Source organism: Rhizobium sp. USDA 3886 (assembly GCF_056279785.1).
Genome location: NZ_JBWCDC010000001.1, coordinates 1,633,483 through 1,658,473, shown reverse-complemented (window position 1 = coordinate 1,658,473; position 24,991 = coordinate 1,633,483). Strand labels below are relative to the sequence as shown.

At 60.0% G+C, this 24,991-nt stretch carries 20 protein-coding genes, 1 tRNA gene and 2 pseudogenes; 16 read left to right on the top strand and 7 right to left on the bottom strand.

What is annotated here, in order from left to right:
- Window position 1: 1 nt before the first annotated feature.
- The 5 genes from ACZ9BX_RS08675 to ACZ9BX_RS08655 all read left to right on the top strand — a co-directional run bounded on the left by ACZ9BX_RS08675 (window position 2) and on the right by ACZ9BX_RS08655 (window position 7,690).
- Window positions 2-1,657, top strand: a complete 1,656-nt coding sequence (locus ACZ9BX_RS08675) for a GMC family oxidoreductase (protein WP_476217161.1) — start codon at window positions 2-4, stop codon at window positions 1,655-1,657.
- A gap of 481 nt (window positions 1,658-2,138) precedes the next feature.
- Entirely contained in the window at window positions 2,139-2,411 is a 273-nt protein-coding gene (locus ACZ9BX_RS08670) for a hypothetical protein (RefSeq protein WP_476217159.1), read from the top strand.
- A 403-nt stretch (window positions 2,412-2,814) separates the two neighbouring features.
- Window positions 2,815-4,200, top strand: coding sequence for an HlyD family secretion protein (locus ACZ9BX_RS08665; RefSeq protein ID WP_476217157.1), 1,386 nt, complete (start codon window positions 2,815-2,817; stop codon window positions 4,198-4,200).
- 35 nt (window positions 4,201-4,235) lie between these two features.
- The gene (locus ACZ9BX_RS08660) at window positions 4,236-5,540 is read left to right on the top strand and encodes a hypothetical protein (protein WP_476217155.1); all 1,305 of its coding nucleotides are present in this window, start codon (window positions 4,236-4,238) and stop codon (window positions 5,538-5,540) included.
- Entirely contained in the window at window positions 5,525-7,690 is a 2,166-nt protein-coding gene (locus tag ACZ9BX_RS08655) for a glycosyltransferase family 2 protein (protein ID WP_476217153.1), read from the top strand. The genes ACZ9BX_RS08660 and ACZ9BX_RS08655 overlap by 16 nt, the downstream gene beginning before the upstream one ends.
- A 46-nt stretch (window positions 7,691-7,736) precedes the next feature.
- On the opposite strand, the gene ACZ9BX_RS08650 is transcribed toward ACZ9BX_RS08655, so the two are convergent.
- Window positions 7,737-8,672: a HEPN domain-containing protein gene (locus ACZ9BX_RS08650; protein WP_476217151.1), complete on the bottom strand. Its 936-nt coding sequence runs from the start codon at window positions 8,670-8,672 to the stop codon at window positions 7,737-7,739.
- 224 nt (window positions 8,673-8,896) lie between these two features.
- On the opposite strand from ACZ9BX_RS08650, the gene ACZ9BX_RS08645 reads away from it, so the two are divergent.
- The 3 genes and pseudogenes from ACZ9BX_RS08645 (at window position 8,897) to ACZ9BX_RS08635 (ending at window position 10,564) form a co-directional block, all read left to right on the top strand.
- Window positions 8,897-9,157 carry a TFIIB-type zinc ribbon-containing protein gene (locus ACZ9BX_RS08645; protein ID WP_476217149.1) on the top strand — a complete coding sequence of 87 codons (261 nt, stop codon included), beginning with the start codon at window positions 8,897-8,899 and terminating at the stop codon, window positions 9,155-9,157.
- A gap of 32 nt (window positions 9,158-9,189) precedes the next feature.
- Window positions 9,190-9,535: pseudogene (locus tag ACZ9BX_RS08640) on the top strand (DDE-type integrase/transposase/recombinase); the annotation flags it as partial.
- A 417-nt stretch (window positions 9,536-9,952) separates the two neighbouring features.
- Entirely contained in the window at window positions 9,953-10,564 is a 612-nt protein-coding gene (locus ACZ9BX_RS08635; RefSeq protein ID WP_476217147.1) for a hypothetical protein, read from the top strand.
- Window positions 10,565-10,640: 76 nt separating this feature from the next.
- Here the strand turns inward: ACZ9BX_RS08635 and ACZ9BX_RS08630 are convergent.
- Window positions 10,641-10,803, bottom strand: a pseudogene (locus ACZ9BX_RS08630) (IS5/IS1182 family transposase); the annotation flags it as partial.
- Window positions 10,804-10,814: 11 nt separating this feature from the next.
- On the opposite strand from ACZ9BX_RS08630, the gene ACZ9BX_RS08625 reads away from it, so the two are divergent.
- Window positions 10,815-11,237 carry a hypothetical protein gene (locus tag ACZ9BX_RS08625; RefSeq protein ID WP_476217145.1) on the top strand — a complete coding sequence of 141 codons (423 nt, stop codon included), beginning with the start codon at window positions 10,815-10,817 and terminating at the stop codon, window positions 11,235-11,237.
- Between the two features lie 378 nt (window positions 11,238-11,615).
- Here the strand turns inward: ACZ9BX_RS08625 and ACZ9BX_RS08620 are convergent.
- A tRNA-Ile gene (locus tag ACZ9BX_RS08620) sits at window positions 11,616-11,691 on the bottom strand.
- Between the two features lie 191 nt (window positions 11,692-11,882).
- Here ACZ9BX_RS08620 and ACZ9BX_RS08615 point away from each other — a divergent pair.
- The 4 genes from ACZ9BX_RS08615 to ACZ9BX_RS08600 all read left to right on the top strand — a co-directional run bounded on the left by ACZ9BX_RS08615 (window position 11,883) and on the right by ACZ9BX_RS08600 (window position 14,291).
- Window positions 11,883-12,593 carry an SIMPL domain-containing protein gene (locus tag ACZ9BX_RS08615; RefSeq protein ID WP_476219933.1) on the top strand — a complete coding sequence of 237 codons (711 nt, stop codon included), beginning with the start codon at window positions 11,883-11,885 and terminating at the stop codon, window positions 12,591-12,593.
- Between the two features lie 241 nt (window positions 12,594-12,834).
- Complete coding sequence (locus tag ACZ9BX_RS08610) at window positions 12,835-13,218, top strand: BRA0787 family protein (RefSeq protein WP_027508670.1); 384 nt, start codon at window positions 12,835-12,837, stop codon at window positions 13,216-13,218.
- Between the two features lie 95 nt (window positions 13,219-13,313).
- The gene (locus ACZ9BX_RS08605; RefSeq protein WP_027508671.1) at window positions 13,314-13,715 is read left to right on the top strand and encodes a DUF4174 domain-containing protein; all 402 of its coding nucleotides are present in this window, start codon (window positions 13,314-13,316) and stop codon (window positions 13,713-13,715) included.
- An 87-nt stretch (window positions 13,716-13,802) separates the two neighbouring features.
- The gene (locus tag ACZ9BX_RS08600; protein WP_476217142.1) at window positions 13,803-14,291 is read left to right on the top strand and encodes a heme-degrading domain-containing protein; all 489 of its coding nucleotides are present in this window, start codon (window positions 13,803-13,805) and stop codon (window positions 14,289-14,291) included.
- A 63-nt stretch (window positions 14,292-14,354) separates the two neighbouring features.
- On the opposite strand, the gene ACZ9BX_RS08595 is transcribed toward ACZ9BX_RS08600, so the two are convergent.
- Window positions 14,355-15,614, bottom strand: a complete 1,260-nt coding sequence (locus tag ACZ9BX_RS08595; RefSeq protein WP_476217140.1) for an AGE family epimerase/isomerase — start codon at window positions 15,612-15,614, stop codon at window positions 14,355-14,357.
- 174 nt (window positions 15,615-15,788) lie between these two features.
- Between ACZ9BX_RS08595 and metH the strand changes: the two genes are divergently transcribed.
- The gene (gene metH, locus ACZ9BX_RS08590; protein ID WP_476217139.1) at window positions 15,789-19,562 is read left to right on the top strand and encodes a methionine synthase; all 3,774 of its coding nucleotides are present in this window, start codon (window positions 15,789-15,791) and stop codon (window positions 19,560-19,562) included.
- Between the two features lie 527 nt (window positions 19,563-20,089).
- Here metH and ACZ9BX_RS08585 read toward each other — a convergent pair.
- The 3 genes from ACZ9BX_RS08585 to ACZ9BX_RS08575 are packed head-to-tail and all read right to left on the bottom strand — an operon-like array spanning window position 20,090 to window position 22,061.
- Window positions 20,090-20,413 carry a type II toxin-antitoxin system prevent-host-death family antitoxin gene (locus ACZ9BX_RS08585; RefSeq protein ID WP_476217137.1) on the bottom strand — a complete coding sequence of 108 codons (324 nt, stop codon included), beginning with the start codon at window positions 20,411-20,413 and terminating at the stop codon, window positions 20,090-20,092.
- Between the two features lie 2 nt (window positions 20,414-20,415).
- The gene (locus tag ACZ9BX_RS08580) at window positions 20,416-21,180 is read right to left on the bottom strand and encodes a GntR family transcriptional regulator (protein ID WP_027508676.1); all 765 of its coding nucleotides are present in this window, start codon (window positions 21,178-21,180) and stop codon (window positions 20,416-20,418) included.
- The gene (locus tag ACZ9BX_RS08575) at window positions 21,177-22,061 is read right to left on the bottom strand and encodes a glucosamine kinase nucleotide-binding domain-containing protein (RefSeq protein WP_476217136.1); all 885 of its coding nucleotides are present in this window, start codon (window positions 22,059-22,061) and stop codon (window positions 21,177-21,179) included. Before ACZ9BX_RS08575 ends, ACZ9BX_RS08580 begins: the two co-directional genes overlap by 4 nt.
- 520 nt (window positions 22,062-22,581) lie before the next feature.
- On the opposite strand from ACZ9BX_RS08575, the gene ACZ9BX_RS08570 reads away from it, so the two are divergent.
- A complete protein-coding gene (locus ACZ9BX_RS08570; protein WP_476217134.1) occupies window positions 22,582-23,841 on the top strand; it encodes an ABC transporter substrate-binding protein in 1,260 nt (419 codons plus the stop codon).
- A gap of 200 nt (window positions 23,842-24,041) precedes the next feature.
- Entirely contained in the window at window positions 24,042-24,986 is a 945-nt protein-coding gene (locus ACZ9BX_RS08565; protein ID WP_476217132.1) for a carbohydrate ABC transporter permease, read from the top strand.
- Window positions 24,987-24,991 lie beyond the last annotated feature (5 nt).

The window sequence follows — 24,991 nt, the reverse complement described above, 5'->3', positions numbered from 1 at the left end:
GATGGCATACGACTACATCATCACCGGCGGAGGCCCGGCGGGCTGCGTGCTCGCCAACCGGCTGACGGAGGATCCCGACGTCAAAGTGCTGCTGCTCGAAGCAGGCGGCAGCGATTGGAGCCCGCTGTTCCATATGCCGGCAGGCTTTGCCAAGATGACGAAGGGCGTCGCCAGCTGGGGTTGGGAGACGGTGCCGCAAACGCACATGAAGGGCAGGGTGCTGCGCTATACCCAGGCCAAAGTCATCGGTGGCGGCTCCTCGATCAACGCGCAGCTCTATACCCGTGGCAATGCCGCAGACTACGATCTCTGGGCGAGCGAGGACGGTTGCGAGGGCTGGGACTACCGCTCCGTTCTGCCCTATTTCAAACGCTCCGAGGACAATGAGCGTTTTGCCGACGACTACCATTCCTATGGCGGGCCGCTCGGGGTGTCGATGCCGGTTTCAACGCTACCGATCTGCGATGCCTATATCCGTGCGGGGCAGGAACTTGGCATTCCCTACAACCAGGATTTCAACGGCCGGCAGCAGGCGGGCGTCGGCTTCTACCAGCTGACGCAGCGAAACCGCCGCCGTTCTTCCGCCTCGCTCGGCTATTTGTCCCCGATCAGGGACCGAACGAACCTCACCATCCGGATGAATGCCCGCGTTGCCAGGATCGTGATCGAAGGAACGAGAGCGGTCGGCGTCGAAGTTGTCGCGCGCAACGGCATCGAGATCATCCGGGCCGCGCGTGAAGTCCTTGTTTCGTCTGGTGCGATCGGCTCGCCGAAGCTGCTGCTGCAATCGGGCATCGGGCCTGCGGATCATCTGAAAGCTGTTGGCGTCGATGTGAAGCATGACCTGCCCGGCGTCGGCGGCAATTTGCAGGATCATCTCGATCTCTTCGTCATTGCCGAATGCACCGGCGACCACACCTACGACGGCGTCGCCAAGCTGCACCGCACGCTTTGGGCGGGGTTGCAGTATCTGCTCTTCCGTTCAGGCCCGGTGGCCTCGTCGCTCTTCGAGACCGGTGGTTTCTGGTATGCGGATCCGAACGCGCGCTCGCCGGATGTCCAGTTCCATCTCGGCCTCGGCTCCGGCATCGAGGCGGGCGTTGCCCGGCTGAAGAATGCCGGGGTGACTCTGAATTCCGCTTATCTGCATCCCCGCTCGCGCGGTACAGTGCGCCTCTCATCCGCCGACCCGGCGGCTGCGCCGTTGATCGACCCGAAGTACTGGAGTGATCCGCATGACCGGAAGATGTCGATCGAGGGCTTGAAGATCGCCCGGGAGATCATGCAGCAGGCGGCGTTGAAGCCCTATGTGCTGGAGGAGAAGCTCCCCGGAGCCGGCGCCGTCACCGACGAGCAGCTTTTCGACTATGGCTGCGCCAATGCCAAGACGGACCACCATCCGGTCGGCACCTGCAAGATGGGCACGGATGGGATGGCCGTAGTGGGGCTCGATCTGAAGGTGAGGGGTTTGGAGGGACTGCGGGTGTGCGACAGCTCCGTCATGCCGCGTGTTCCCTCGTGCAACACCAATGGTCCGACGATCATGGTCGGCGAGAAAGGAGCCGACATCATACGCGGGCGGGCGCCTTTGCCACGCGCCATCTTCTCCTGGGAACGCAACGATACGCGGCCGAGAGCAAGGGCGGAGGTCCGGTAGACGGGATCAGGCGCGAATGAAGAGCGCGCCGACGAGACCGAAGATGACGATCGATTGCAGGATGAACATCGGCAGTTGATCGGACATGGTTCCCTCCCACGGGCGCGGTTTCATGCTTGTTCGGTGACAGTCGCGCTATCGGCTAGGCCGCAACGCTGGAGGTGAATGCTGCCACGGCATCGGTACCGGTGCAAATCACCTTTCGAATATAGAGTTCCTCCTTTTTGCGATGGGAAGGGCGAAAAGATGGTATAATCGCTTCTGATGCGATGCGCAGCAGGCGCTCCTGTCCGGAAGCCTGAAGAAGTATAACGTCCGAACTGTGGTGGCTTGCACTAGTCGAGCATCGCATCATAACGCAGCATGGAACCTTTTATGCACTTGGTAGTTTTAGAGTGTACAGGAGGACTACTATGACCAATGATTTTAATAGGCCTGGCCAAGATGCCCGCGGCACTCCGGGCAGCGACCGCCGCTCACCATGGGCGATGTGGATCGGCATCGCGGCTGTTGTTGTAATCATAGCCTTGGCCGCAATTTACTGGCCGCGCGCGGGCGCACCCCCAGCCGGCGAAACGACAACGCCGCCGGCAACGTCAACTGCGCCGGCAACGCCGCCAGCCACAGAGCCGGCCCCGGCAACCCCGGCCCCGGCAACTCCGGCCCCGGCAACTCCGGCACCGGCAACACCGCCGGCTACGGAACCGGCACCTGCAACCCCGCCGGCAACGCCTCCGGCGCAGCAGTAAAGTAATAAAAAGCCCGCCAATTTTCTGAGATGGCGGGCTTCTCTTTTTCTGATTGTGTACGGCCCCGCTTCGACAGATGAGGGATGAGGCGCCGTGTCGGCTGTCTCTTCAGGTGCGTCACAAAAATCACCGCAAAATCAAAGACAAATTAAAACAATGGTTGGATGGATGAAATTCGATTCCATCCAAATTTGCGCGCAATAATTGTGTGAATTACTTAAGACAATATATGTCCATAGTAGTCTCACCGATGTTGATCGTACTGATACTGAAACTAAGCAACGGCATTGCAGAAAAAAATTCATTTGCATACTAGAATTTCATCGATATAAAACATAAGAAATAAAAAATATACATGGAAACGCCCTTCACTTCGACCTGCAGTGTAAAAATTCAGGAATGACGAAAATGAAGGACGAAACTATAGTGCTTGATCCGCGTGATCATAAGATACTTTCAGTATCAAGGGCACTTGGTTATGTGTTTGCCTTTATGCTGATTTTCGTTATCGCCATGGCGATGATCCCCAATCAGTTTTTCATTGTCTCCACGCGCGCCGTCATCAATGCGCCGGTGCAAATGATCGCCTCGCCGATCTACGGCAGGGTGGACAGGATTTCCCTGCAGGTCGGACAGGTCGTCAAGCTCGGCGACGTGATGGCGACCGTGTCCAATCCCAACCAGGACCAGACGTCGCTGACGGGCTTGCGGCTCGAGAAGCTCGATCTCACCGAAAAGCTGAACAATACGAGAAGCGTCGTTCAGGAGCGCACCGGCCAGCTCCAGAAGGTCAAGGGCCAGATCGCGGACGTCAAGAACGGCGTGATCAGCGAGCTTTCGGCGGTCATCGAAAATGCCCGTTACAACGTGCAGACCTACGAGGCGCGCCTCAATGAACAGAACGCTCTGCTGCAGAGGCAGCTGGTGCTTCTCACGAAGAAACTGATCTCCGAGGCGAGCATCGAACCACAACGCCAGAAGCGCAACGCTGCGCAGTACGAACTCGACTCCGCACGCGGCGAACTGCGCCGCGACGAGATTGTCCTGTCGCTCGTCGAACGCGACATCTACACGGGCGGTACCGTTGCCGCCAATCTGCTGACGCTTGAAATGCAGCGCACGAAGCTTGCCGGCGAGATCGCCGAAGACAATATCGAGATCAACCAGATGACGGAACGCAAGCAGCAGGTCGAAAACCTGATTGCGCGGGAGGAGGGGCGGCTCGGCAAGACTGGTGCGGCCGAGGTCGTCGCCGAACGCCATGGCCAGATCGTCAGCGTCGACGCATCCTTCGGCGATTTCGTGATGCAGGGTCAGCCGGTGGCAAAATCGCTGGATTGCAACGAGGCCTTTGCCGCCGCCGTCTATCGCAGCCGCGACGTGACATCGCTGGAAATCGGCATGCCGGCGATGGTCAATTTCCGCAGCCTCGGCGTCAAGCGCGACGCCCATATCTACAAGATCGTGCGCTACTTCAACTCAGGCCCGGAAAATCGCTACTATGCGAAATTTCCGGAAGCCGAAGGCCATGAGGTCTACGTGCTCGTCAAAATCGACGAGCCTGCCGGCGTGGGCGGCGGTCCAGCGCAGCAGAACAACGACAAATTCTTCGGGTGCCACGTCGGCGAGGATGTGATCGTCTCATTGGGCGAGACGATCGTCTCACGGATCACCCGCTATTCGACGCTGGCGATGAGCAGGCTGGCGTCGCAGAGCGCCATGCTTTCCGCGTCCACGCTTTTCGACAAGGCTACGGCGCCGCGCTCCGCCGCCGCCGAACCCGCCAATCCGTAACGCCGGTTTCGCCGCTGCATTGACGAGGGTCAACAATGAAGCATCTGAGATCGACCATGACCAAGGGACGCTTGCTGCTGCTCGCAGCGACCGTGATCGTCCTGCCGGCATTCCCTGTGCTCGCCGATAGCGAACATCAGGAGCTTGCCTGCACGCTTTGCGACGGTCTGGCTGCCCAGATGGGCGGCGATCCGGGACAGCCCTTCGTCCTGCGCAGTTTCGAACCGGCAAACGGTGGTTCGGCGCTGCATCCAGCTCTGGAAAACACCGGCTTCACCTATGACAACGCGCTCGCACTGATGGCGCTTTACGGCTGCAAGCGGAAAGCCGAAGCCCGCCGCATCGCCGATGCTCTGGTGCTCGCTGTGGAGACGGACCGCCACTATCATGACGGGCGACTGAGGAATGCCTACCGGTCCGGCCCGGTCATGCCGGGCAAGGAGGGAATGTTGCTGCCCGGCTATTGGAGCGCTGCCAGCAATTCCTGGATCGAGGACGGCTACCAGGTCGGCAGTGCGACGGGCAGCACGGCATGGGGCGCGCTGGCGCTGCTGATGGCCTACGAGGAGACGGAGCAGCCTGCCTATCTCGATACCGCGCGCAAGATCATGGACTGGATCCACCGCAGCACGGCAGATCCACAAAACCCGGGCTATTTCGGCGGCTTCTTCGGCCACGAGCCGGCGCCCGAGCGCCTGACCTGGAAATCGACGGAACATAATCTGGACGTCTACGCCGCGGATAGCTGGCTTGCGCGCCTGGACGCCGGTGGCGACTGGACCCATCGCGGCGACACTGCGCTCAAGTTCCTTCATGCGATGTGGAACGACGACGAGGGGCGCTTCTACATCGGCAGCGTGCCCGGCAGCAACGCGCCGAACGTCGAAATGTCGGGGCTCGATGCCGAACTGTGGCCGCTGATTGCCGTGCCGGATTTCAAGACAAAGGCCGGGCGAGTCATGGAATGGACTGAGTTGAACCATGGCGTCGATGGCGGTTTCGACTTCAACAGTGACCGGGACGGCGTCTGGCTCGAAGGTACCGCGCAGGCGGCACTCGTCCTGCGTCTTGCCGGACAGCCGGAAAAAGCCGAGCCTTTGTTCAAGACCATCGCCGCTCAGCTCACGCCTGGCAGCCTTATCTATGCAACGGTCAACGAGCAGCTTTCCACCGGCCTTCAGGTTGGCCCCAACTCCTCGCCCGGCGATTTCAAATATTACCGTCTTCCGCATGTCGGGGCGACCGGCTGGGCCGTGCTTGCCGCGCTCGATCTCAACCCTTTCTTCGGCCGCGCGGGCCAGGCGTTGATCAGCAAGGATAGCCCATGTCCCCCGAAGTAGTGACTCTATCGGACGCCATTCTCTTCTCGCTTCTGGCGCTTGCGCTCATCATGGGCTGCGCCTGGCTGCTCGATAGCCGCCGGGGTAAAGACCGCGTCATATTCGGCGCGATCCTCATCGTCATGTTGTTGAATTATCTCTATTTCCGCGTCACCAAAACGCTGCCGGACTTCGAATGGAGCGCCTATGCGCTGTGGCCGCGGGCCTATCTCTGCTTCGAGATCGTCGTCATCTTCTATACGGTGCTTTCGATCGTCTTCTTCTTCCGGCGGACCGACCACAGTGCAGCTGCGGATGCGAGCGAGCTCTTCATCGCCGGCTCCGCATCGCCGCCAGCCGTCGATGTCTTCATCTGTACCTATAACGAAGAGCTCTCCATTCTGGAGCGCACGATCCTTGCCGCGAAGGCGATCGATTACCAGAATTTCACCGTGTGGGTGCTGGACGACGGACGCCGCGACTGGCTGGAGGATTATTGCACCGAGGTCGGCGTGCGATATCTGCGGCGTAGCGACAATGTCGGCGCCAAGGGCGGCAATCTCAACAATGCCATCCGGCAATCGGCCAGGGAGACGAACGCGCCCTATATCCTCATTCTCGACGCCGATTTCGCGCCGCAGCGCGCCATCCTGAAGCGCACCGTCGGTCAGTTCGCCGATCCGGAAATCGGGCTCATCCAGACGCCGCAGTTCTACTACAATGCCGACCCCGTCCAACATAACCTCCTGGCATCGAAGGCATGGGTCGATGATCAGCGCATTTTCTTCGATGTCATGCAGCCCTCGAAGGACGGATGGGGAGCTGCCTTTTGCGTCGGCACCTCCTGCATCGTGCGCCGCGATGCGCTCGGCATGATCGGCGGCATGCCGCAGGAAACGGTGACGGAAGATATCCATCTCACCTATCGGCTGCTGCAGAAAGGCTTGAAGACTCGCTGGCTGAACGAACGCCTCAGCGTCGGCCTCTCGGCCGAAAGCCTTTCCGGCTATATTACCCAGCGCTGCCGCTGGTGCCTCGGGACCATTCAGGTCGCGCTGCTCCGGGACGGCCCGTTCTTCGGCCGTGGCTATACCTTCTTGCAGCGGCTGCATTATTTCCACGGACTGCTGTTCTGGTTCTGCCGCCCGTTCATCCTGCTTTTGATGGCGGCGCCGATCCTCTATTATTTCCTTGGCCTGCCGGCGATCCAGATGGAGCCGGAAGCCTTCTTTCTCTATGCGCTGCCGATGGTCGGCGGCATGTGGGCCTTTCATGCCTGGGTTTCCGGCCGGCGCAGCATGCCGCTCTTTACCGAGGTGTCGCAGATGGTGTCGGCGATCCCCATCACCATCGCCCTGCTTCACGCCCTCATCCATCCGTTCGGGCGGCCGTTCAAGGTTACGGCTAAGGGGGAGGACCGGGCGCGCGTCGATATCCTCTACCCGATCGCCGGCACGTTCCTCCTGGTCATCATCCTGACCTTCGTGGGCATGCTGAATGGCCCCCTGATGGGCACCTACAACGACCTCGACGGCTTCAGCGTCGCCTGGGGCATGGTCGTCATGGTCTATGCCTTCGTTTCCCTGCTCGTCTGCATCGAACTTCCGCGCGAACCGCTGGATAGCATCCAGTTTCCGCTTGCCCGGCAGGCAAATCTTGCACGCGACGGCAATTCCACCCCTTGCACTGTCGACACCATTTCAATCAGCAAGGCCGAGATCACGTTGCATGACGGGCGGGCGGCAGGGCAGGTTCGCCCGGGCGACATCCTGATCTTTTCTCCTTTTGCTGACTTCGACGTTGCAGGCAGGGTGACGGGCGCGGACAGGGTGCGCCTCGGCCTATCCATCTCAATCGTCGCCGTCCGCGACCGCCGATATGACTGGGAGATCCGGCAGACCGCCGAAGAGATCCGCCGGAAGATGATCCAGCGCCTGTTCAGCGAAATGCCGCAGGCTATGCCCGCCCGCGCCTATCCGATCGCCGCCATCCGCGGCCTCTGGCGCCGTATGTTCGACCGCCCGTCGAAACTCGCCAAGGGCATCGAGAAGCACGCCGTCAGCGTTAGATCGCGGCAGGCGCGGCGACGGTGGCAGAGGCCGCGTGGCCTTGCACCAAGGGTGCCGCCTTTGCAGATCGGAGCGGCGAGTGCTGCGCCGCTAGCGGAGTGAATATGATTGCGCGGGGGAGTCGGTTGCATCGAACTATACGGCAGTTTCACCCGTTCAGGCGCTCCTTGCAGATCTCCTCAACGAGCGCCTGCAAGTCCTTCACGTGAGTGACAAGCCATTGCAGCTCCTCATCGCTGATTGTGTATTTCGACGAGTACCTCGCCTCGACGTACGCGCGAGACAAAAGCTCAAAGCAACGGCGGGCAAAACGCGTGTCGCGCGGCCAGGCGGAAACCAGCCGCGCATCGGCGCTCTCGGCTTGCGAGCGCAGCACCTTGATGCGGTGAGACTTTGGGCTGTACAGGGTTCGGACGAGAAGCACGCAGTGATAAAGGCGCTCGGTTGTTTGATGAAGAAGAAAGGCCGCTTCGTTCGAGAAATTGTTGTGGCAAGCTTCTAGCGCGAGGTGAAGCATCCGTTGAGCGCCGTAGAACCATTCATCGAAATACCGCTGTGCTTCAACCCTTGCCTCCTCCGGTGTCAGCGCCTTCGCCTGGGCGAGGGGATGGCCGGGCTCCTCGTAGAGCACGATGCCGTCTCTGGCGATGTCGGTAAAGAACGGCCGGCCCCGTGCCAACTGGTCGTTGACGTCCGAAAGGCAGTGCACGATCGGGATCACCGGCGTTTCGATCCGGTGGCTGATCTGCTCCTGCAACAGCCGTTCTTCCAGCGCCTCCCACAGCTCATGCTCTTCGGCAAAGCTCTTGGTGTTGACGACGATGAGAAGATCATAGTCGGAGCGGTAGCCGCTTGAGCGATCCTCGACCCAGTCACCGCGGGAAAACGAGCCGTAAAGAATGACCTTGAGGACCTTGCCGGCCGCCTTCTTTCCGGACAGCTTGAAGGCGCGGAACTGCTCGACCTCGAAAAACAGGATCTGCAGAACCCGGGCAAGCTCCCGGCGCTTCTTGTCGGGCAGGTGGTCGAGATGGTCTGTCAGAGTCACTGCCGCGTCGAAGCCTTCGGTGGGAATCGTATCCATCGTAGCGGCTCATCGGTTGTTGTGCATCTAAACTCTTTACGCGAATGCATTAATAAATGCAACCAATTGCTATTTGTTGACCAGGAAGTCGCAAGACAAAAACGCGCGCCCCCCTAAGAAAAAAATGCTCATCCACAAACTTGAGATCGCCAAGCTTAGGTAGTGCTCTTGTGTGTGGCGGTTGGAGCCCCATATTCAACCCCTGACATCTAAAGGAATTAGCGATGAAATGTCCGATTGATCAGTCCGACTTGGTGATGAGTGATCGCCAGGGAATCGAGATCGACTACTGCCCGAAGTGCCGAGGCGTTTGGTTGGACCGCGGCGAGCTAGACAAAATCATCGAACGCTCTAGTGGTGAGCCTGCGCCGTACCGCGAGCCGCAGAGGGAACAGGAGCGATACGGGACGCACGGGAGCACGCACGCGTCGCAGCCCTATAAGAAGAAAAAAGGCGGCTTTCTCGGAGAGATTTTCGACTTTTAAGGCTCCGGTTCCGGCGATCCGTGACACCCGCGTACCCGCTGACGGTCACCGACCAGGCGTCGCGTTATCTTCTCGCCTGCGAAGCCTTTGAGTCGACGCGAGAACGGGCTGGTCTTCGACGCGTTTCGGCGGCTGTTTACCGAATGCGGCCTGCCGACGGCGATCCGCAGCGACAACGGCTTGCCTTTCGCCAGCCCAAACGGGCTCTACAATCTGTCGAAGCTGTCGGTGTGGTGGCTGAGGCTCGGGATCACGCTGGAGCGCATCAGGCCGGGCCGTCCCCAACAAAACGGCCGGCATGAGCGCATGCACCTGACGCTGAAGAAAGAGGCGACCAGACCACCGGGCAAAAACATCCTCCAGCAGCAGGCCCGCTTCAAGGGCGGCAAAAGCGACCGGGTCCTCTCCGCCGACGATCGCCGGCACGTCTGTTGAAGCCAGGCGGCAGAGCATGCCGCACCGGCAGTCAATCGACTTCGTGGCCGGGCTTTCATCGTCGGTTGCCTGGCCAACAGACCCCGATGAGAAGCAGTTCTGAAACGTCGTTCTTCCAGCCATTCAAACGGGATTTGCAACGCGTTGCAAAATGGAACATTTTCTAGATTGGGAATGGCAAAATGGCGTGAGCACGTCGATGGTAAAATTCCGCGATCCCCCGAAGGACTCCGTTGACGATACTGCGGGGCCGCATGCAGGGGCTAGCGGAAGGTGTCTTCCGCCCAGTCAGGAGCCGTTCCAGAGCTCTCGGTGAATGCGCGCCCTAGAGAAAAAATGAAGTCCAGGAAACGATCCGATATGAAGCCTTCAAACGCCATCCCGCTTGCTCTGCTGCTCGGCGCTGCCACGATGCCGTTCTTGGGAACAACCGACGCGCAGGCGCAGAATCGCGACGTCAATCAGTCGGTATTCGCCTTCGGCGGCACGATGGTCGACGCCGACATCCTCCAGGCATCCAATCCTTTCGGCGTCACATACGAAGACCTCCCGATCTTCGGCCTCGGCTACCAGTACTTCCCGGCTAGGATGGGCTCCTTCAGGTTCGGACTGGAAGCGGGGCTTGCCGGGAGATACGGCGGGCATCCGAATGCGGAATTATGGGGCGGCGTCGTCGGTCGCTACGACGGTTTCGAGATTGGTGATACCGTCCGTATCTCACCAGCCTTTACGTTTGGCATCAGCCATGTGACGCATACCCAGGAGGGACGGGAGCGCAAGAACGAGCTGGAGGATAACGGGGACGCCAGAACGCTGTTCTATCTCGGCCCCGAGTTGAACCTTTCCTTCAACGCCATGCCCGACGTCGATTTCTTCTGGCGGATACACCACCGGTCCGGAGCCTGGGGGACGCTCGGCGACATGCACGGCGGCTCCAGTGCAAATGTCGTCGGCGTGCGGTTCAATTTCTGAAGGACCTTCTTCATCTCCAATCCGACGACGTTCGCGGCGGTCCGTGTCCCACAGGTGCGGGACCCCTCGCCGGATGGGCAGCAGCGCTGTGGTTGATGACGGCATCGTAGGTTGGCTTTCCGCCATAGGCGTCGTCGGCAGTGAACTGTCCGGTCGGACCCCGATCTGGCCGAGCAGTGGTCCACCTGAAAAGCATCGCCTGTGTCTTGGTCGGTCAGAGGATGGGCAATGATCTCGCCGCCATGCATCCGTGCCAGATGCAATCTGCATCAAGCACGGCGACAAGCCCTTTGAGCATCTTGAGCGCAAGCATGTGGCTGCGATCCGCGACACCCGCATAGATGCTCCCGGCGCGGGCAACAAAATAGTGAAGGCAATCAGCGCTCTTTTCGATGGGGCAATTGAGGTTGGCGAGGCAAAGACGCATCCCTGTAACGGCATCAAGCGGCTGAAGTCCGGCGACGGGTTTCACACATGGACGCTTGAGGAGACAGAGCAATACGAGGCTTGTCACCAGCCGGGGACTACTGCGCGCCTGGCGCTGGCAATTTTCATGTTTACCGGGCTGCGGCTATCTGATGCTGCCATATTAGGGCGGCAACACCTGAGCGACGGCTGGATTGGGATTCGGCCCGGCAAGCCGCGTGGATGTCAACATTCCGGTACTGCCTAATCTGTTGGGCGAACTCGCGCATGTGCCGGCTAGTCGACTCACGTTCCTAGTCACTGAATACAGCAAGCCGTTCTCCGACAAAGGATTGGGAAATAAGATGCGCCAATGGTGCGACGAGGCTTGCCATTTCCATTGCTCGGCGCACGGCTTGCGAGAAGCGGGCTTCAATCGCCGCCGAAAACGGAGCGACCATCGACCAGCTCAAATCGATCTTCGGTTGGACGACGAGGTCAGCAAGAAGCTCTCAGGCTACGCCGAAAAGCTCTTGATACCCGACCAAAACGAGAACAGAAATGTCCCACTTTCGGAGGCCAACTTTGAAAAGTGGGACAAAAACAAGGAAAATGAGGAGGAAAATCAACTGCTTATTGAGAATTATGGTGGGCCCGGAGGGACTCGAACCCCCAACCAAGCGGTTATGAGCCGCCGGCTCTAACCATTGAGCTACAGGCCCTTGCGTGGCTTTGCCGCGCGGGCAGCGGGGCAATGGTTCCCCGGTGCGGTTTCGCTCTAGCGTAATTCACATGCAGCGACAAGACGCTGCCGCAATAGCTTCACAATCAATCGGCAAAGAATGAGGTGAAATGGCGACAACCAAGGAGTGAAAAAATGGCGCTGCGGACTATCAGGAACCTGGCTTTCGGCATGCTGATCGGCATGCCGGCCGCGCTTGCGGGGGCTACGGCTTCGGCGGCGGACGAATCGAAGCCGCGCGAGGCGGTGGTCATGGTCTCGGGCGAGGGCCAGTCGGCGGTGGCGCCGGATATGGCTGTGCTCAACCTTGCCGTCGTCAAGCAGGCGAAGACGGCGCGCGAAGCGCTCGACGAGAACAACAAGGCGATGGCGAGTGTCCTGGCAGCGCTGAAGAAGGGCGGGATTGCCGACAAGGATCTGCAGACATCGGGCTTTTCGGTGCAGCCGCAGTATAACTATCCGCAGAACACCGATGGCCAGCCGAAACCGCCGGAGCTGATCGGCTACCAGGTTTCGAACGGGCTGACGGTGCGTGTGCGCGATCTTGGCGAGCTGGGCGGCATCATCGACCAGGCCGTGACGCTCGGCATCAACCAGGGCGGCGACATCCAGTTCACCAACGACAAGCCAGAGGCAGTGATCGAAGCGGCTCGCAAGGATGCCGTTGCGGCGGCGATCAAGAAGGCAAAGACGCTGACGGAGGCTGCCGGCGTGAAGCTCGGCCGCATCATCGAGATCAGTGAAAACAACGTTCGGCCGCTGCCGCAGCCGGTCTATCGCGCGGCGATGATGAAGGAGGCGAGCGACGCTGCCGTGCCGGTCCAGGGCGGTGAAAACACCTATAATGTTACGGTCAACGTGACCTTCGCGCTCGAACAGTAAGCTCAAATCTCCACTTCAAAGTGAAAAAAAGCCGTTGACGTCCTTGAGCGATATCAACGGCTTATCCGTTTCCATGGGGCTGTAGGCAGCCCGGCGGGCATAAATCGCTTTATCACGCGAGTGTTACACTATAAAATCGATCGTGTTATTCGGTCCGGAGAGAACCCCTGGGGTTCTGTGTGTCCTGCTTCGATCCCGGCCGATGAGGAGGAACTGGCTTAATCCACGAGAGGAGACAGACATGACGAATGCCTTGCCGCCACTTCACAACGGACACGCGCCGATCACCCTTCAGGAACTCTTCCGCGAAGCGCTCTATGCCTTCGAGGAATGGGATACGGAACTTACCGAACCGATCGTCACGTTCGAAGGCCGGGTCATCCCCATCAGCCTCGTCTTCGAAGCCATGCGCGAATGCGACGATATCGTGCCGATGAACATTGTCGGCGCCGTTACCGAAAGACTGACCAAACCCTGGGAAGGCGAGGGTCCGCTCGATCAGATGAGCTTCTCGACGGCCGCCCGCGTCATGCGCGTGTTGGTGCGCAAACGCCTTCTTGCCAATGGCGGCGCCGATATCGTCGCCGTCACCAGCCGCACGGCCGAACGCAAACCGCCCGAATGAGCCTTGAGGGATCGCGGCCGGACCGCGGTCCCCACCCGGCAGGGAACCGGTCTCACTTCCAATCGTTGAAGACAGATACGAAGGATGTGAGCCCCATGCTAAAATCAATCATACGCGAAATCATGGGTCCGGCGCCGCGTGCGCCCGTTTCGCCGGACTGTCTCAAACCGTTCATCGGCTACAAACGGCTGCTCATCATATTCGCGGATGCGGATGATGATCGCGCGACCGTTCAGGACGAACTGCTGCGCACCTCGCATCTGCGCTTCATCGAGGAGGATATCGAGGTGTTCAGCATTGCCGGCGGCGGGGTGTTCCCGCTTTTCGAAGGCTCCTACGAGCTCGATGCCGACGACATCCGCGACGGCCTCGAAGGACCGCGGCCTGGCGAGTTCGGGCTCGTGCTGCTCGATCGCGACGGCAAGGTGAAGCTGCGTTCCAGCGAACCCATGCAACCGGCGGAAATTATCGGGGCGCTGTCGTCGATGCCGCATTGATCGCCGGTATCACCACGATTTTGCTTTACTTTTCGGCTCCGCATGCGGATGTTTTCTGCCGTCCGATTGCAGAAGAGGAGTAGGGCTATGACCATCGAGGAGGATCTCGGCCGGATCGCGGAGCAGGAAAAGGTGCTGAGTTTCGATACCTTCGATCTTGCGACCGCCTGGCAGCTCGGCAAGCTGCTGCAGGAACTTTCGACCGAACGCGGCCTCGGCGTGGCAATCGACGTAACGCTCCATTCAATGCCGGCCTTTTATGCGGCACTGCCCGGTGCAACACCCGACAACGTCCAGTGGGTGCGCCGCAAGCGCAACATGGTGTTCCGCTATTTCAAGAGCAGCTATGCCTGCGGCCTGAAGCTGCAGAAAGACGGCAAGACGGTCGAGGGCAACGGGCTTTCTGGTGCCGACTACGCGCCGCATGGCGGCAGTTTCCCGATCAACGTCAAAGGGACCGGCTGCATCGGCGCCGTCACGGTCTCGGGCCTGCCGCAACGCGACGACCACAATCTCGTCGTCGAGGCGCTATCGCTGATGCTGGCGAAGGATTTGGATTCCTTGCGGTTGAGCTGAGGGATTTAACTGTGGGGCGCAGGGGATGCCTTGCACCCCACCGGTCTTATGCCGCAACTTGCTTCAAACCCTCCCGCCGGCTTCGATAATCCCCTTGGTCAGGCTGCCGGCCGCCGGGAAGAGCGGAATGAGGCAGGCCTGGAGGGCATGGTAGATATCGCCCTTGCCGGGAAAGAGGCTGTGGGAGGGAACGAGGTCTTCCGTCAGCTCTTCGTGCCAGCCGCCGTTCTCGTGGTCTATGAAGGCGCGTTCGATGACATTCCAGATCTTGCGGTAGCTTTGCTCGTGGAAGTCGCTCGGCAGGTGCTCGTTGAGGAAGTGGGCGGCGGCGGCACCCTCGCAGGCGGGCCACCAGAGCTTGTTGCGCTTGGCGGGCTTATCGTCCCAATCGAGCGTATAGAAGAAGCCGCCTTTGCTGCTGTCCCAGCCGAGCGCCATGGACTGCGAGAAGAGGCCCTTGGCGGCATCTGGCATCCAGTCGTGGCGCTTGCCGCCGAGCGACCACAGCTGCAGGATGAGGCGAGCCCATTCCAGCCAGTGGCCGGGTGTGGTGCCGGCGGGACGGAACATTTCGTTCGGATGATAGTAATTCTTGTCGAGGGCCCAATCGGCGCTGAAGTGTTCTGCAACGCGCCAGCCGACGGAACCGGCCGCGCGGAGGATGACGAGATCGGCGATGCTTTCGGCCTTGGCGAGATAGTCCTTGTCGCCGGTGGCCTCGAAGGCGGCCATCAGCGCTTCGGTCAGATGCATGTTGGAGTTCTGGCCGCGATAGGCGCCGCCGTCGAGCGGCTGCCAGTCGGCGGTGAATTCTTCGGCGATGGCGCCGTGCTGCGCCTCCCAGAACTTCGTGTTTAGGATTTCCGTAATGTCGGCCAGCATGCCGTCGGCCAGCGGATGGCCGACAGTTTTCGCTGAGGATGCGGCCAACAGCACGAAGGCGTGGCCGTAGCCCTGCTTGTTGGAATCAATGGGACCATCGTTGTCCAGCGACCAGAAATAACCGCCGTTCTTCTTGTCGCGGTGATGGTTCCAGAGATAGTCCATGCCATGATCGACGACGCCGGCGGCACCCGGACGGCCAAGAAGGACGCCGATCGAGAAGCAATGGACTGCGCGCGATGCGATATGGATGCTGCGAACCTGTCCCTCGGCATCAAGCGGCTTGCCATGATCGTCGAGATCGTAGAAGCCGCCTTTGGGATTGATAGAATTGTGCTGGAAGAAATCGAAAAGGCCGTTCGCCTGGGCAAGAAGCCAGTTCCGGTGATAGGCACGGGCGCTCCAGTTTCCGAGCCCGGTGCCGCCGATTGCAGGTGCCATGTTACTCCTCCCATTTCGTGCACAACGCCTTGCGAAAAGGCCTATATAGGGCACGCTCGAGTCTGTCACCCGCCAAGCCTTGCAAAGCATTAAACGCCAGGCATATATTGACATAAAGATATCTTTATGTGATTTGGTCACTTTGGTCTTTAAACGACGTCAAGGAGTCCGCCCGTGTTCGACAATCTTTTCGGTCCCGAAGGGGCAAAACGCGACGGCAGCGAAGTCTTTGCAGCTCTGCGGAAAGCCGCAAGCGAGCGAATCCTCGTTCTTGACGGCGCCATGGGCACGCAGATCCAGGGCCTTGGCTACGATGAGGACCAGTTCCGGGGCGAGCGCTTCATCGGCTGCGCCTGTCACCAGAAGGGCAATAACGACCTTCTGATCTTGACGCAGCCGGAGGCGCTCGAGGAAATCCACTACAAATACGCCAAGGCCGGTGCGGATATTCTCGAAACCAATACCTTCTCCTCGACCCGCATCGCGCAGGCCGATTATCAGATGGAAGGCGAAGTCTACGCGCTGAACAAGGAGGGCGCTGAGATCGTGCGCCGCGCGGCGATCCGAGCCGAGCGAGAGGATGGCCGCCGCCGTTTCGTCGCCGGCGCCATCGGCCCGACGAACCGTACCGCCTCGATTTCGCCTGACGTCAACAATCCCGGTTTCCGTGCGATCAGCTTCGATGAACTGCGTATCGCCTATGGCGAGCAGATCGACGGCCTCATCGATGGCGGCGCCGACATCATCCTCATCGAGACCATTTTCGACACGCTGAACGCCAAGGCAGCGATCTTTGCCTGCGAGGAACGGTTCGAAGCGAAGGGCATCCGCCTGCCGGTGATGATCTCCGGCACGATCACCGACCTTTCCGGCCGCACGCTGTCCGGCCAGACGCCATCGGCCTTCTGGAATTCGGTGCGCCACGCCAATCCATTTACGATCGGTCTCAACTGCGCGCTCGGCGCCAATGCGATGCGTCCGCACCTGCAGGAGCTTTCGGGCGTTGCCGACGTCTTCGTCTGCGCCTATCCGAATGCCGGCCTGCCGAACGAATTCGGCCAGTACGACGAAACGCCGGAGCTGATGGCCGCACAGATCGACAGCTTCGCGCGCGAGGGCCTCGTCAATATCGTCGGCGGCTGCTGCGGCTCGACGCCGGAGCATATCCACGCGATCGCCGAAACGGTCGCCAAGTACAAGCCGCGGCCGATCCCGGAGCACCGGCCGTTCATGTCGCTTTCCGGCCTCGAGCCCTTCGAGCTGACCAAGGATATCCCGTTCGTCAACGTCGGCGAGCGCACCAACGTCACCGGTTCGGCTCGCTTCCGCAAGCTGATCACCAATGCCGACTACAATGCGGCGCTCGATGTGGCGCGCGATCAGGTCGAAAACGGCGCTCAGGTCATCGACATCAACATGGACGAGGGCCTGATCGATTCGGAAAAGGCGATGGTCGAGTTCCTGCATCTGATTGCCGCCGAGCCGGATATTGCCCGCGTGCCGGTAATGATCGATTCGTCGAAGTTCTCGATCATCGAGTCGGGCCTGAAATGCGTCCAGGGCAAGCCGATCGTCAATTCGATCTCGCTGAAGGAAGGCGAGGAGAATTTCCTTGCCCAGGCGAAGCTGCTGCACCGCTATGGCGCGGCCGTCGTCGTCATGGCGTTCGACGAGACGGGGCAGGCGGATTCTTACAAGCGCAAGGTGGAAATCTGCACGCGCGCCTATAAGCTGTTGACCGAGAAGGCGGGCTTTCCGCCTGAAGACATCATCTTCGATCCGAACATCTTCGCGGTCGCGACCGGCATTGAGGAGCACAACAACTACGGCGTCGATTTCATCGAGGCGACGCGCACGATCCGTCAGCGCATGCCGCTGGTGCACATTTCCGGCGGCGTTTCCAACCTGTCATTCTCGTTCCGGGGCAACGAGCCGGTGCGCGAGGCGATGCATGCCGTATTCCTCTACCACGCCATCCAGGCTGGTATGGACATGGGCATCGTCAATGCCGGCCAGCTCGCGGTCTACGACCAGATAGATCCGGAACTGCGCGAGGCCTGCGAGGACGTCGTTTTGAACCGCCGTCCGGATGGTACCGAGCGCCTGCTCGAGGTCGCCGAACGTTTCCGCGGTTCAGGGACCAAGGAAGCCAGGGTTCAGGATCTTTCCTGGCGCGAATGGACGGTCGAGAAGCGTCTTGAACACGCCCTGGTCAACGGCATCACCGAATATATCGAGGCCGATACCGAGGAGGCCCGCCAGAAGGCGGCGCGTCCGCTGCATGTCATCGAGGGCCCACTGATGGCCGGCATGAACGTGGTCGGCGATCTCTTCGGCTCGGGCAAGATGTTCCTGCCGCAGGTCGTCAAGTCGGCGCGCGTCATGAAGCAGGCGGTCGCCGTGCTGCTGCCTTACATGGAAGAGGAAAAGCGCCTGAACGGCGGCGATGAGAGGAAGACTGCCGGCAAGATCCTGATGGCGACCGTCAAGGGCGATGTGCACGATATCGGCAAGAACATCGTCGGCGTCGTACTTGCCTGCAACAATTACGAGATCATCGACCTCGGCGTGATGGTGCCGGCGACGAAAATCCTCGAGACGGCGGTGGCCGAGAAGGTCGATGTCATCGGCCTTTCGGGTCTCATTACGCCTTCGCTTGACGAGATGGTGCATGTGGCAGCCGAGATGGAACGTGAGGGCTTCGATATCCCGCTGCTGATCGGCGGCGCGACGACGAGCCGCGTTCATACGGCTGTGAAGATCCATCCGGGCTACAACAAGGGCCAGACGGTTTATGTGACGGATGCGAGCCGTGCCGTCGGCGTCGTCTCGTCCTTGCTTTCTCCGGATACGCGCCAGTCCTATATCGATGACATTCGCGGCGAATATGCCAAGGTTGCTGCCGCCCATGCGCGCAGCGAAGCGGAGAAGGTTCGCCTGCCGCTCCCTCGCGCCCGCGAGAATGCGCAGCAGGTGGATTGGGCCGCCCACAAGCCGACCAGGCCGCAGTTCATCGGCACCAAGGTGTTCGAGGACTACGATCTGGCGGAAATCGCCAAGTACATCGACTGGACGCCGTTCTTCCAGACCTGGGAATTGCGTGGCCGTTATCCCGCGATCCTCGAAGACGAGAAGCAGGGCGAAGCGGCGCGAGCGCTCTGGGTAGATGCGCAGGCGATGCTGAAGAAGGTGATCGACGAGAAGTGGTTCCGCCCGCGCGCCGTGATCGGCTTCTGGCCGGCTGGCGCTGTCGGTGACGATATCCGTCTCTTCACGGATGAGGCGCGCAACAGAGAGCTTGCAACCTTCTATACGCTCCGCCAGCAGCTTTCGAAGCGCGACGGCCGCCCGAACGTGGCGCTGTCGGATTTCGTCGCGCCGGTTTCGAGCGGTGTCGAGGATTATGTCGGCGGATTCGTGGTGACGGCGGGTATCGAGGAAATCGCCATTGCCGAGCGCTTCGAGCGGGCGAACGACGACTACTCCTCGATCCTCGTCAAGGCGATCGCCGACCGCTTTGCGGAGGCCTTTGCCGAGCGCATGCACGAACGGGTCCGCCGTGAATACTGGGGCTATGCCAAAGACGAGACGCTCAGCAACGAGCAACTCATCACCGAGGAATATGCCGGCATCCGCCCCGCACCTGGCTATCCGGCGCAGCCCGACCACACTGAAAAGGCAACGCTCTTCCGCCTGCTCGACGCTGAGAAAGCAGCCGGCGTGAAGCTGACGGAAAGCTACGCGATGTGGCCCGGTTCTTCGGTCTCCGGCCTCTATATCGGCCACCCCGACAGCTACTATTTCGGCGTCGCCAAGGTGGAGCGTGACCAGGTCGAGGATTATGCTGCGCGTAAGGGCATGGAGATTTCCGAAGTGGAACGCTGGCTAGGGCCGGTGCTCAACTATGTGCCGCGCAAGGCGGCTGAGCAGATCGACGACGCGGCGTAAGGGCGGAGCGTGCTATGTTCAGACGTCGATTCAAAAAATCCGGAAAGTGATTCATTTACGGGTTTATCTATTTGAATCGGAAGACAAGTCTCGGTCACCGGCGTACCGAGGCTGTCTCGTTACCCGCGCAAGTTCGAGGAATTTGGCTTTGACCGAGCCAAAGAGGCCTGGAGGAATGAAACCGTAAGCGAATGTTTCCTCGCTGCCAGGCACTGGTGACAGTCCGCCATTCGGCCATTCGTCGACATTGTATTCTGAGACGATGACCCACCTCGGCTCATCGTGGAGACCGATTGCCTGCTTTACTTTCAACGGTATTTCGACACCGACCGTGCTTCCGGATGGCGGTTTATGAGTGATTGGCAAGAGAACGACATAACGGGGCTGGCTGCCGCTGTCGCTTGCAGCGACGAGACATGGCGGTCTGTCCTTCCCTTGATGTCTGCCAGAAAGGGCTTCACGGGACCACAGATAATCGTAACGGATGACAAGTCCCGGTTCCGGTTCGGAATCGATGCCATGCGGGTCTACAGCAATTCATCGAGATCTGAATGAGCAGGATCCATTTCAGCGCGCTCGACGGCGTCGATGACAATGGAAAAAGCGTCGGCGGTGCGGTGCGTGCGTTTCGCGGCGGCCTTTAGCCAATCATAATGTTCGGCTGACTTCAGAACGAATTCGCGGCGTCCGTGCCGGATGATCTCGACGGGCTCCCGCTGCGCCTGATGCTGGAATTCGCCGATATTGCGCTGAAATTCCAATGCGGTGGTTTGGGTCATGGTCTTTCTAATAAGCTCTAAATCCGAATTATCGTATAATCCGGATTTTCTGCGAAGATGTTTTACGCCCAAGCTCAGCTTGCCCCGATCGTCAGTTCTGCCACGAAATCATACGCGTCCCCACGATAGAGCGAGCGGGTGAATTCGACGGCCCGCCCCGAGCCGAGATAGGAGATACGTTCGATCGACAGGCCGGCGGCACCAACGGGGACGCCAAGGAGATGGGCGTCGGCTTCCTTCATGTTGGTGGCCGAGATGCGCTGCACCGCACGGACGGGACGAACTTGACGCCGCTCGAGTTCGGCATAAAGCGATGTCGTCACCACGAAAGGGTCCGGCAGGAATTCGCCGGAAACACTAGCATTCTCGATCGCCAGAGGCTGATCGTCGGCAATGCGCAGGCGGCTCAGCCGCGAGACCTTGATATCGGCGGCGAGGCCGAGAATCATCATCTCGTCGGGCGAGGGGGTGTGAATGCCTTTGTGCAGCCATTCGGAGCGCGAGGTCATGCCGCGGCGGGCCATATCCTCGGTGAAGGAGGTGAGTTGGGACAGCCGCTGTTCGACCTTCGAGACCGGCTTGGCCACGAATGTGCCGGAGCCGTGGCGGCGCACGAGCAGGCCGTCCGCAACGAGTTCGTCTATCGCCTTGCGGACTGTAACGCGGCTGACGGTCGCAAACTCCGCGATGTCGCGCTCCGGCGGCAAGGCATCGCCATGGCCGAGCGTGCCGGCGCGGATGGCCTCTTCAAGGGTGCGGCGCAGCTTGACATAGAGCGGGCCGCTGCCGCCGGCCTGGAGGCGCTCGGGCGAAAGGATGCTGGCGAAATCATCCGTCATGCCGCACCCTTCTGTCGCTCCTGGAGAAATTTTACTGCGAGATCGATCGCGCCCTGGAGGACGTCGCCTTTCGGCTCTGCAAGCAGTGCCTTATGCCGCTCCGCAAGCCAGGGTCCATAGGCCTTTGCGAGGCCGCCGAGCAGGCAGATCGCCGGGCATTGCGGCCAGAGGAGGGTGTCCAAGTTCTCGCCGATCGCCGCTGCGGCGTCCTTAACGATGGCAATTGCGATCTCGTCGTCTTGGGCGGCATAGTCGAAGACCAGCGGCGCATAGCGTGCGAAATCCTTGGGCTTTGCGGTATGGGCGAATTCGACGACGCGTTCGGGGTTGCCGCCGTATTCAGACATCAGCCTTGCGGTCAGCGGCGACGACGGACGCACCGTGTCGTAGGCGAGCAGGGACCTTTCCAATAGGTCGCGGCCGAGGCGCGCGCCGCTTGCCTGGTCGCCGACGACGAATCCCCAGCCGCCAATGCCGCGCAATTTGCCGTCTCGGCGTGCATTATAGACCGAGCCGGTGCCGAAGGCGCCGATGACGCCGTCGGAATCGCCAAGCGCGCCCTGAAGCGCGATCAGAGCATCGGTGACGACATGGCCGTCCGCAAAGGGCAGGGCGCGGTCGATGCGGGTTGCGTAGTCGCCGACATTGGCTCCCGCGACGCCGACGACAGCGGAGACCTTGGAAACGGTTTCAGCAGGCAGGCCCGCATCCCGCAGAGCCTCGCGCGCTGACTCCACGATATTGAGGAGAGAGTTGTCGAGATCGGAAAGGATGTTGGCAGGCCCCGCCTTGCCGCGGCCCAGAACGTTGCCCCTCCCGTCCGCAACTGCAGCACGGCAGCCAGATCCGCCTCCGTCTATGCCGATTGCAAGTTCCGTCATCGAACCTCCGAATGCCGCATTCCCTTGGTTTTTACTACAATACCAAAAAAATACCATTTACCAAGCAGAATTGGCTCGAAAATTTCGCCGTTTTATCTATTTGATTTTAAATGATAAAATTTTTAAACGAAATTTGTATGCGCCAAAAGTTAAATTTGGCTGGACAATTGGTATTTTTTTGGACTTAATTCCGGAAAAGGGAACAGCACCTAGAGGCAGATAGAAACCGGCGCTAAAATGATCTGCTGGTGTCTTAAGAAAGATCGCATCACGATTGCGCGCTTCATGGGAGATCAGACCGCCGCAGCTTTTTCCTTACGAGAATATCGCGCCCAGTTCAGCGTATTGGGAGGGCGCATACTGGCCGGGGGCGTCTTTGCTTTCCGTGTCCGTCGAACTTCCGGGGCCGGCAGTTGCTGGCGGCCCCACCAAGGTGGCGTTGGGTGTAAACCTCAGGCACGCCAACTGCTTGTATCAGAACCAAGATAGCGCCTTGCGGCGCTTAAAACAGGAGAGGGAAATGAAAAACACTGCTCTGAAAAGCCTGCTGCTTGCCTCCAGTCTGCTCACGTCTGCTGGCTTTGCCTATGCTGCGGACGTCACGCTGACGATCGAAAGCTGGCGTAACGACGACCTGCAGATCTGGCAGGAAAAGATCATTCCGGCCTTCGAAGCCAAGAACCCGGGCATCAAGCTCGTCTTCTCGCCGACCGCTCCGACGGAATACAACGCCTCGCTGAATGCCAAGCTCGATGCCGGCTCTGCAGGCGACATCATCACCTGCCGTCCGTTCGACGCTTCGCTCGAACTCTTCAACAAGAAGCAGCTTGCCGATCTCACCAGCCTGCCAGGCATGGAAAACTTCACGCCGGTTGCGAAGGCTGCCTGGTCGACCGACGACGGCAAGTCCACCTTCTGCGTACCGATGGCTTCGGTCATCCACGGCTTCATCTACAACAAGGATGCCTTCGAAAAGCTCGGCATCGCCGTTCCGAAGACGCAGGACGAGTTCTACGCCGCTCTCGAAAAGATCAAGGCGGACGGCACCTACATTCCGATGGCAATGGGCACGAAGGACCTCTGGGAGGCCGCGACCATGGGCTACCAGAACATCGGCCCGAACTATTGGAAGGGCGAAGAGGGCCGCATGGCCTTGATCGAAGGCAAGAAGAAGCTGACGGATGCCGAGTGGGTCGAGCCCTACAAGGAACTCGCCAAGTGGAAGCCTTATCTCGGCGATGGCTTCGAAGCGCAGACCTATTCCGACAGCCAGAACCTCTTCACGCTCGGCCGTGCGGCGATCTACCCGGCTGGTTCCTGGGAAATTTCGCTGTTCAACAGCCAGGCGCAGTTCAAGATGGGCGCATTCCCGCCGCCGGTTCCGAAGGCCGGCGACACCGGGTACATCTCCGATCATCCCGATATCGGCGTCGGTCTCAACATGAAGAGCGCGCATGCCGAAGAAGCCAAGAAGTTCCTGAGCTGGGTTGCCTCCTCCGAATTCGCAGACATCTACGCGAACTCGCTGCCGGGCTTCTTCAGCCTGAACTCCAACCCGGTGAAAATGAGCGATCCGTTGGCACAGGAATTCGTTTCCTGGCGCGGCCCGTACAAGTCGACCGTCCGCTCGACCTACCAGATCCTGTCGCGCGGTACGCCGAATCTGGAAAACGAAACCTGGGTCGAATCGGCCAATGTCATCAACGGCACCGACACGCCGGAAGTGGCTGCCGAAAAGCTCCAGAAGGGTCTCGACGGCTGGTACAAGCCGAGCAAATAGGCCGGCGTCGATTAGGCAGGGCGGCGATTTCGCCGCCCTCATTCCTGTGCTCGTCACAGGAAGCCAGCCACGCGAAGTCTTTCGCGTGAGAAGAGTCTCCCGTGCCGCCAACGCGGCGCAACTGGATCCCTGTGTGATTCCCGGAAATAAACCCGAGGACAGGGACGAGGGGAGAGAACAAAGCAAAGCGAGCCAGAACAATGACCGATCTGACAGCGGCAACCGCGATACCGATCAGGCGCCCGGTGCGCTGGCATATCGGCGTCTTTCTTCTCCCGGCAATCGTCGTCTATTCGGCGATCATGGTCCTGCCGCTGATCGAAACGCTCAGGCTTTCGTTCTACAACATCGTCGACGGCACGCCCGCCTTCGTCGGCCTTGCGAACTACAAGGTGCTGTTCGGCGATCCGCGCTGGGCGCATGACTTCTGGAATGCGCTTGTCAACAACCTGATCTTCTTCGCCATCCATATGTGCGTGCAAAACCCGATCGGCATCGCTCTGGCGGCCTTGCTTTCGACGCCGCGGTTGCGTTTTGTTGCCTTCTACCGCACGGCGATGTTCCTACCGACGCTCTTGTCCTTCGTGATCGTCGGCTTCATCTGGAAGCTGATCCTCTCGCCGATCTGGGGTGTCGCGCCTTGGCTGATGGGCCTTGTCGGCATGAAGTCCTTCTTCGCGCCCTGGCTCGGCCAGTCCGGTCCGGCGCTGGTCGCCGTGTCGCTGATCTCCAACTGGCAATATATCGGTATCCCGATGATGCTGATCTATGCGGCGCTGCTTAGCATTCCGGAAGAGGTAATCGAGGCTGCGGAATGCGATGGCATCACCGGCTGGGCACAGTTCTGGAAGATCAAGCTGCCGCTCATCCTGCCGGCGATCGGCATCATTTCGATCCTGACCTTCGTCGGTAATTTCAACGCCTTCGACTTGATCTACACGGTGCAGGGCGCGCTTGCCGGCCCCGATAAGTCAACCGACATCCTGGGAACGCTGCTTTACCGCACCTTCTTCGGCTTCCAGCTGCAGCTCGGCGACCGGTCCATGGGGGCGACGATCGCGACGGTGATGTTCCTGATCATCCTCGCCGGCGTCTCTTTCTATCTTTTCGCAATCCAGCGGCGCATGCGCCGGTATCAATTCTAAGGAGC

Bases quoted from the DNA above. Each gene is read 5' to 3' on its own strand.
- ACZ9BX_RS08570 (WP_476217134.1), top strand. From the start codon at position 22,582: ATGAAAAACACTGCTCTGAAAAGCCTGCTGCTTGCCTCCAGTCTGCTC.
- ACZ9BX_RS08655 (WP_476217153.1), top strand. From the start codon at position 5,525: ATGTCCCCCGAAGTAGTGACTCTATCGGACGCCATTCTCTTCTCGCTT.
- ACZ9BX_RS08650 (WP_476217151.1), bottom strand. From the start codon at position 8,672: ATGGATACGATTCCCACCGAAGGCTTCGACGCGGCAGTGACTCTGACA.
- ACZ9BX_RS08605 (WP_027508671.1), top strand. From the start codon at position 13,314: ATGCTAAAATCAATCATACGCGAAATCATGGGTCCGGCGCCGCGTGCG.
- ACZ9BX_RS08615 (WP_476219933.1), top strand. From the start codon at position 11,883: ATGCTGATCGGCATGCCGGCCGCGCTTGCGGGGGCTACGGCTTCGGCG.
- ACZ9BX_RS08675 (WP_476217161.1), top strand. From the start codon at position 2: ATGGCATACGACTACATCATCACCGGCGGAGGCCCGGCGGGCTGCGTG.
- ACZ9BX_RS08575 (WP_476217136.1), bottom strand. From the start codon at position 22,061: ATGACGGAACTTGCAATCGGCATAGACGGAGGCGGATCTGGCTGCCGT.
- ACZ9BX_RS08610 (WP_027508670.1), top strand. From the start codon at position 12,835: ATGACGAATGCCTTGCCGCCACTTCACAACGGACACGCGCCGATCACC.
- ACZ9BX_RS08665 (WP_476217157.1), top strand. From the start codon at position 2,815: ATGAAGGACGAAACTATAGTGCTTGATCCGCGTGATCATAAGATACTT.
- ACZ9BX_RS08580 (WP_027508676.1), bottom strand. From the start codon at position 21,180: ATGACGGATGATTTCGCCAGCATCCTTTCGCCCGAGCGCCTCCAGGCC.
- ACZ9BX_RS08660 (WP_476217155.1), top strand. From the start codon at position 4,236: ATGAAGCATCTGAGATCGACCATGACCAAGGGACGCTTGCTGCTGCTC.
- ACZ9BX_RS08635 (WP_476217147.1), top strand. From the start codon at position 9,953: ATGAAGCCTTCAAACGCCATCCCGCTTGCTCTGCTGCTCGGCGCTGCC.
- ACZ9BX_RS08595 (WP_476217140.1), bottom strand. From the start codon at position 15,614: ATGGCACCTGCAATCGGCGGCACCGGGCTCGGAAACTGGAGCGCCCGT.
- ACZ9BX_RS08600 (WP_476217142.1), top strand. From the start codon at position 13,803: ATGACCATCGAGGAGGATCTCGGCCGGATCGCGGAGCAGGAAAAGGTG.
- ACZ9BX_RS08565 (WP_476217132.1), top strand. From the start codon at position 24,042: ATGACCGATCTGACAGCGGCAACCGCGATACCGATCAGGCGCCCGGTG.
- ACZ9BX_RS08670 (WP_476217159.1), top strand. From the start codon at position 2,139: ATGGGCGATGTGGATCGGCATCGCGGCTGTTGTTGTAATCATAGCCTT.
- ACZ9BX_RS08645 (WP_476217149.1), top strand. From the start codon at position 8,897: ATGAAATGTCCGATTGATCAGTCCGACTTGGTGATGAGTGATCGCCAG.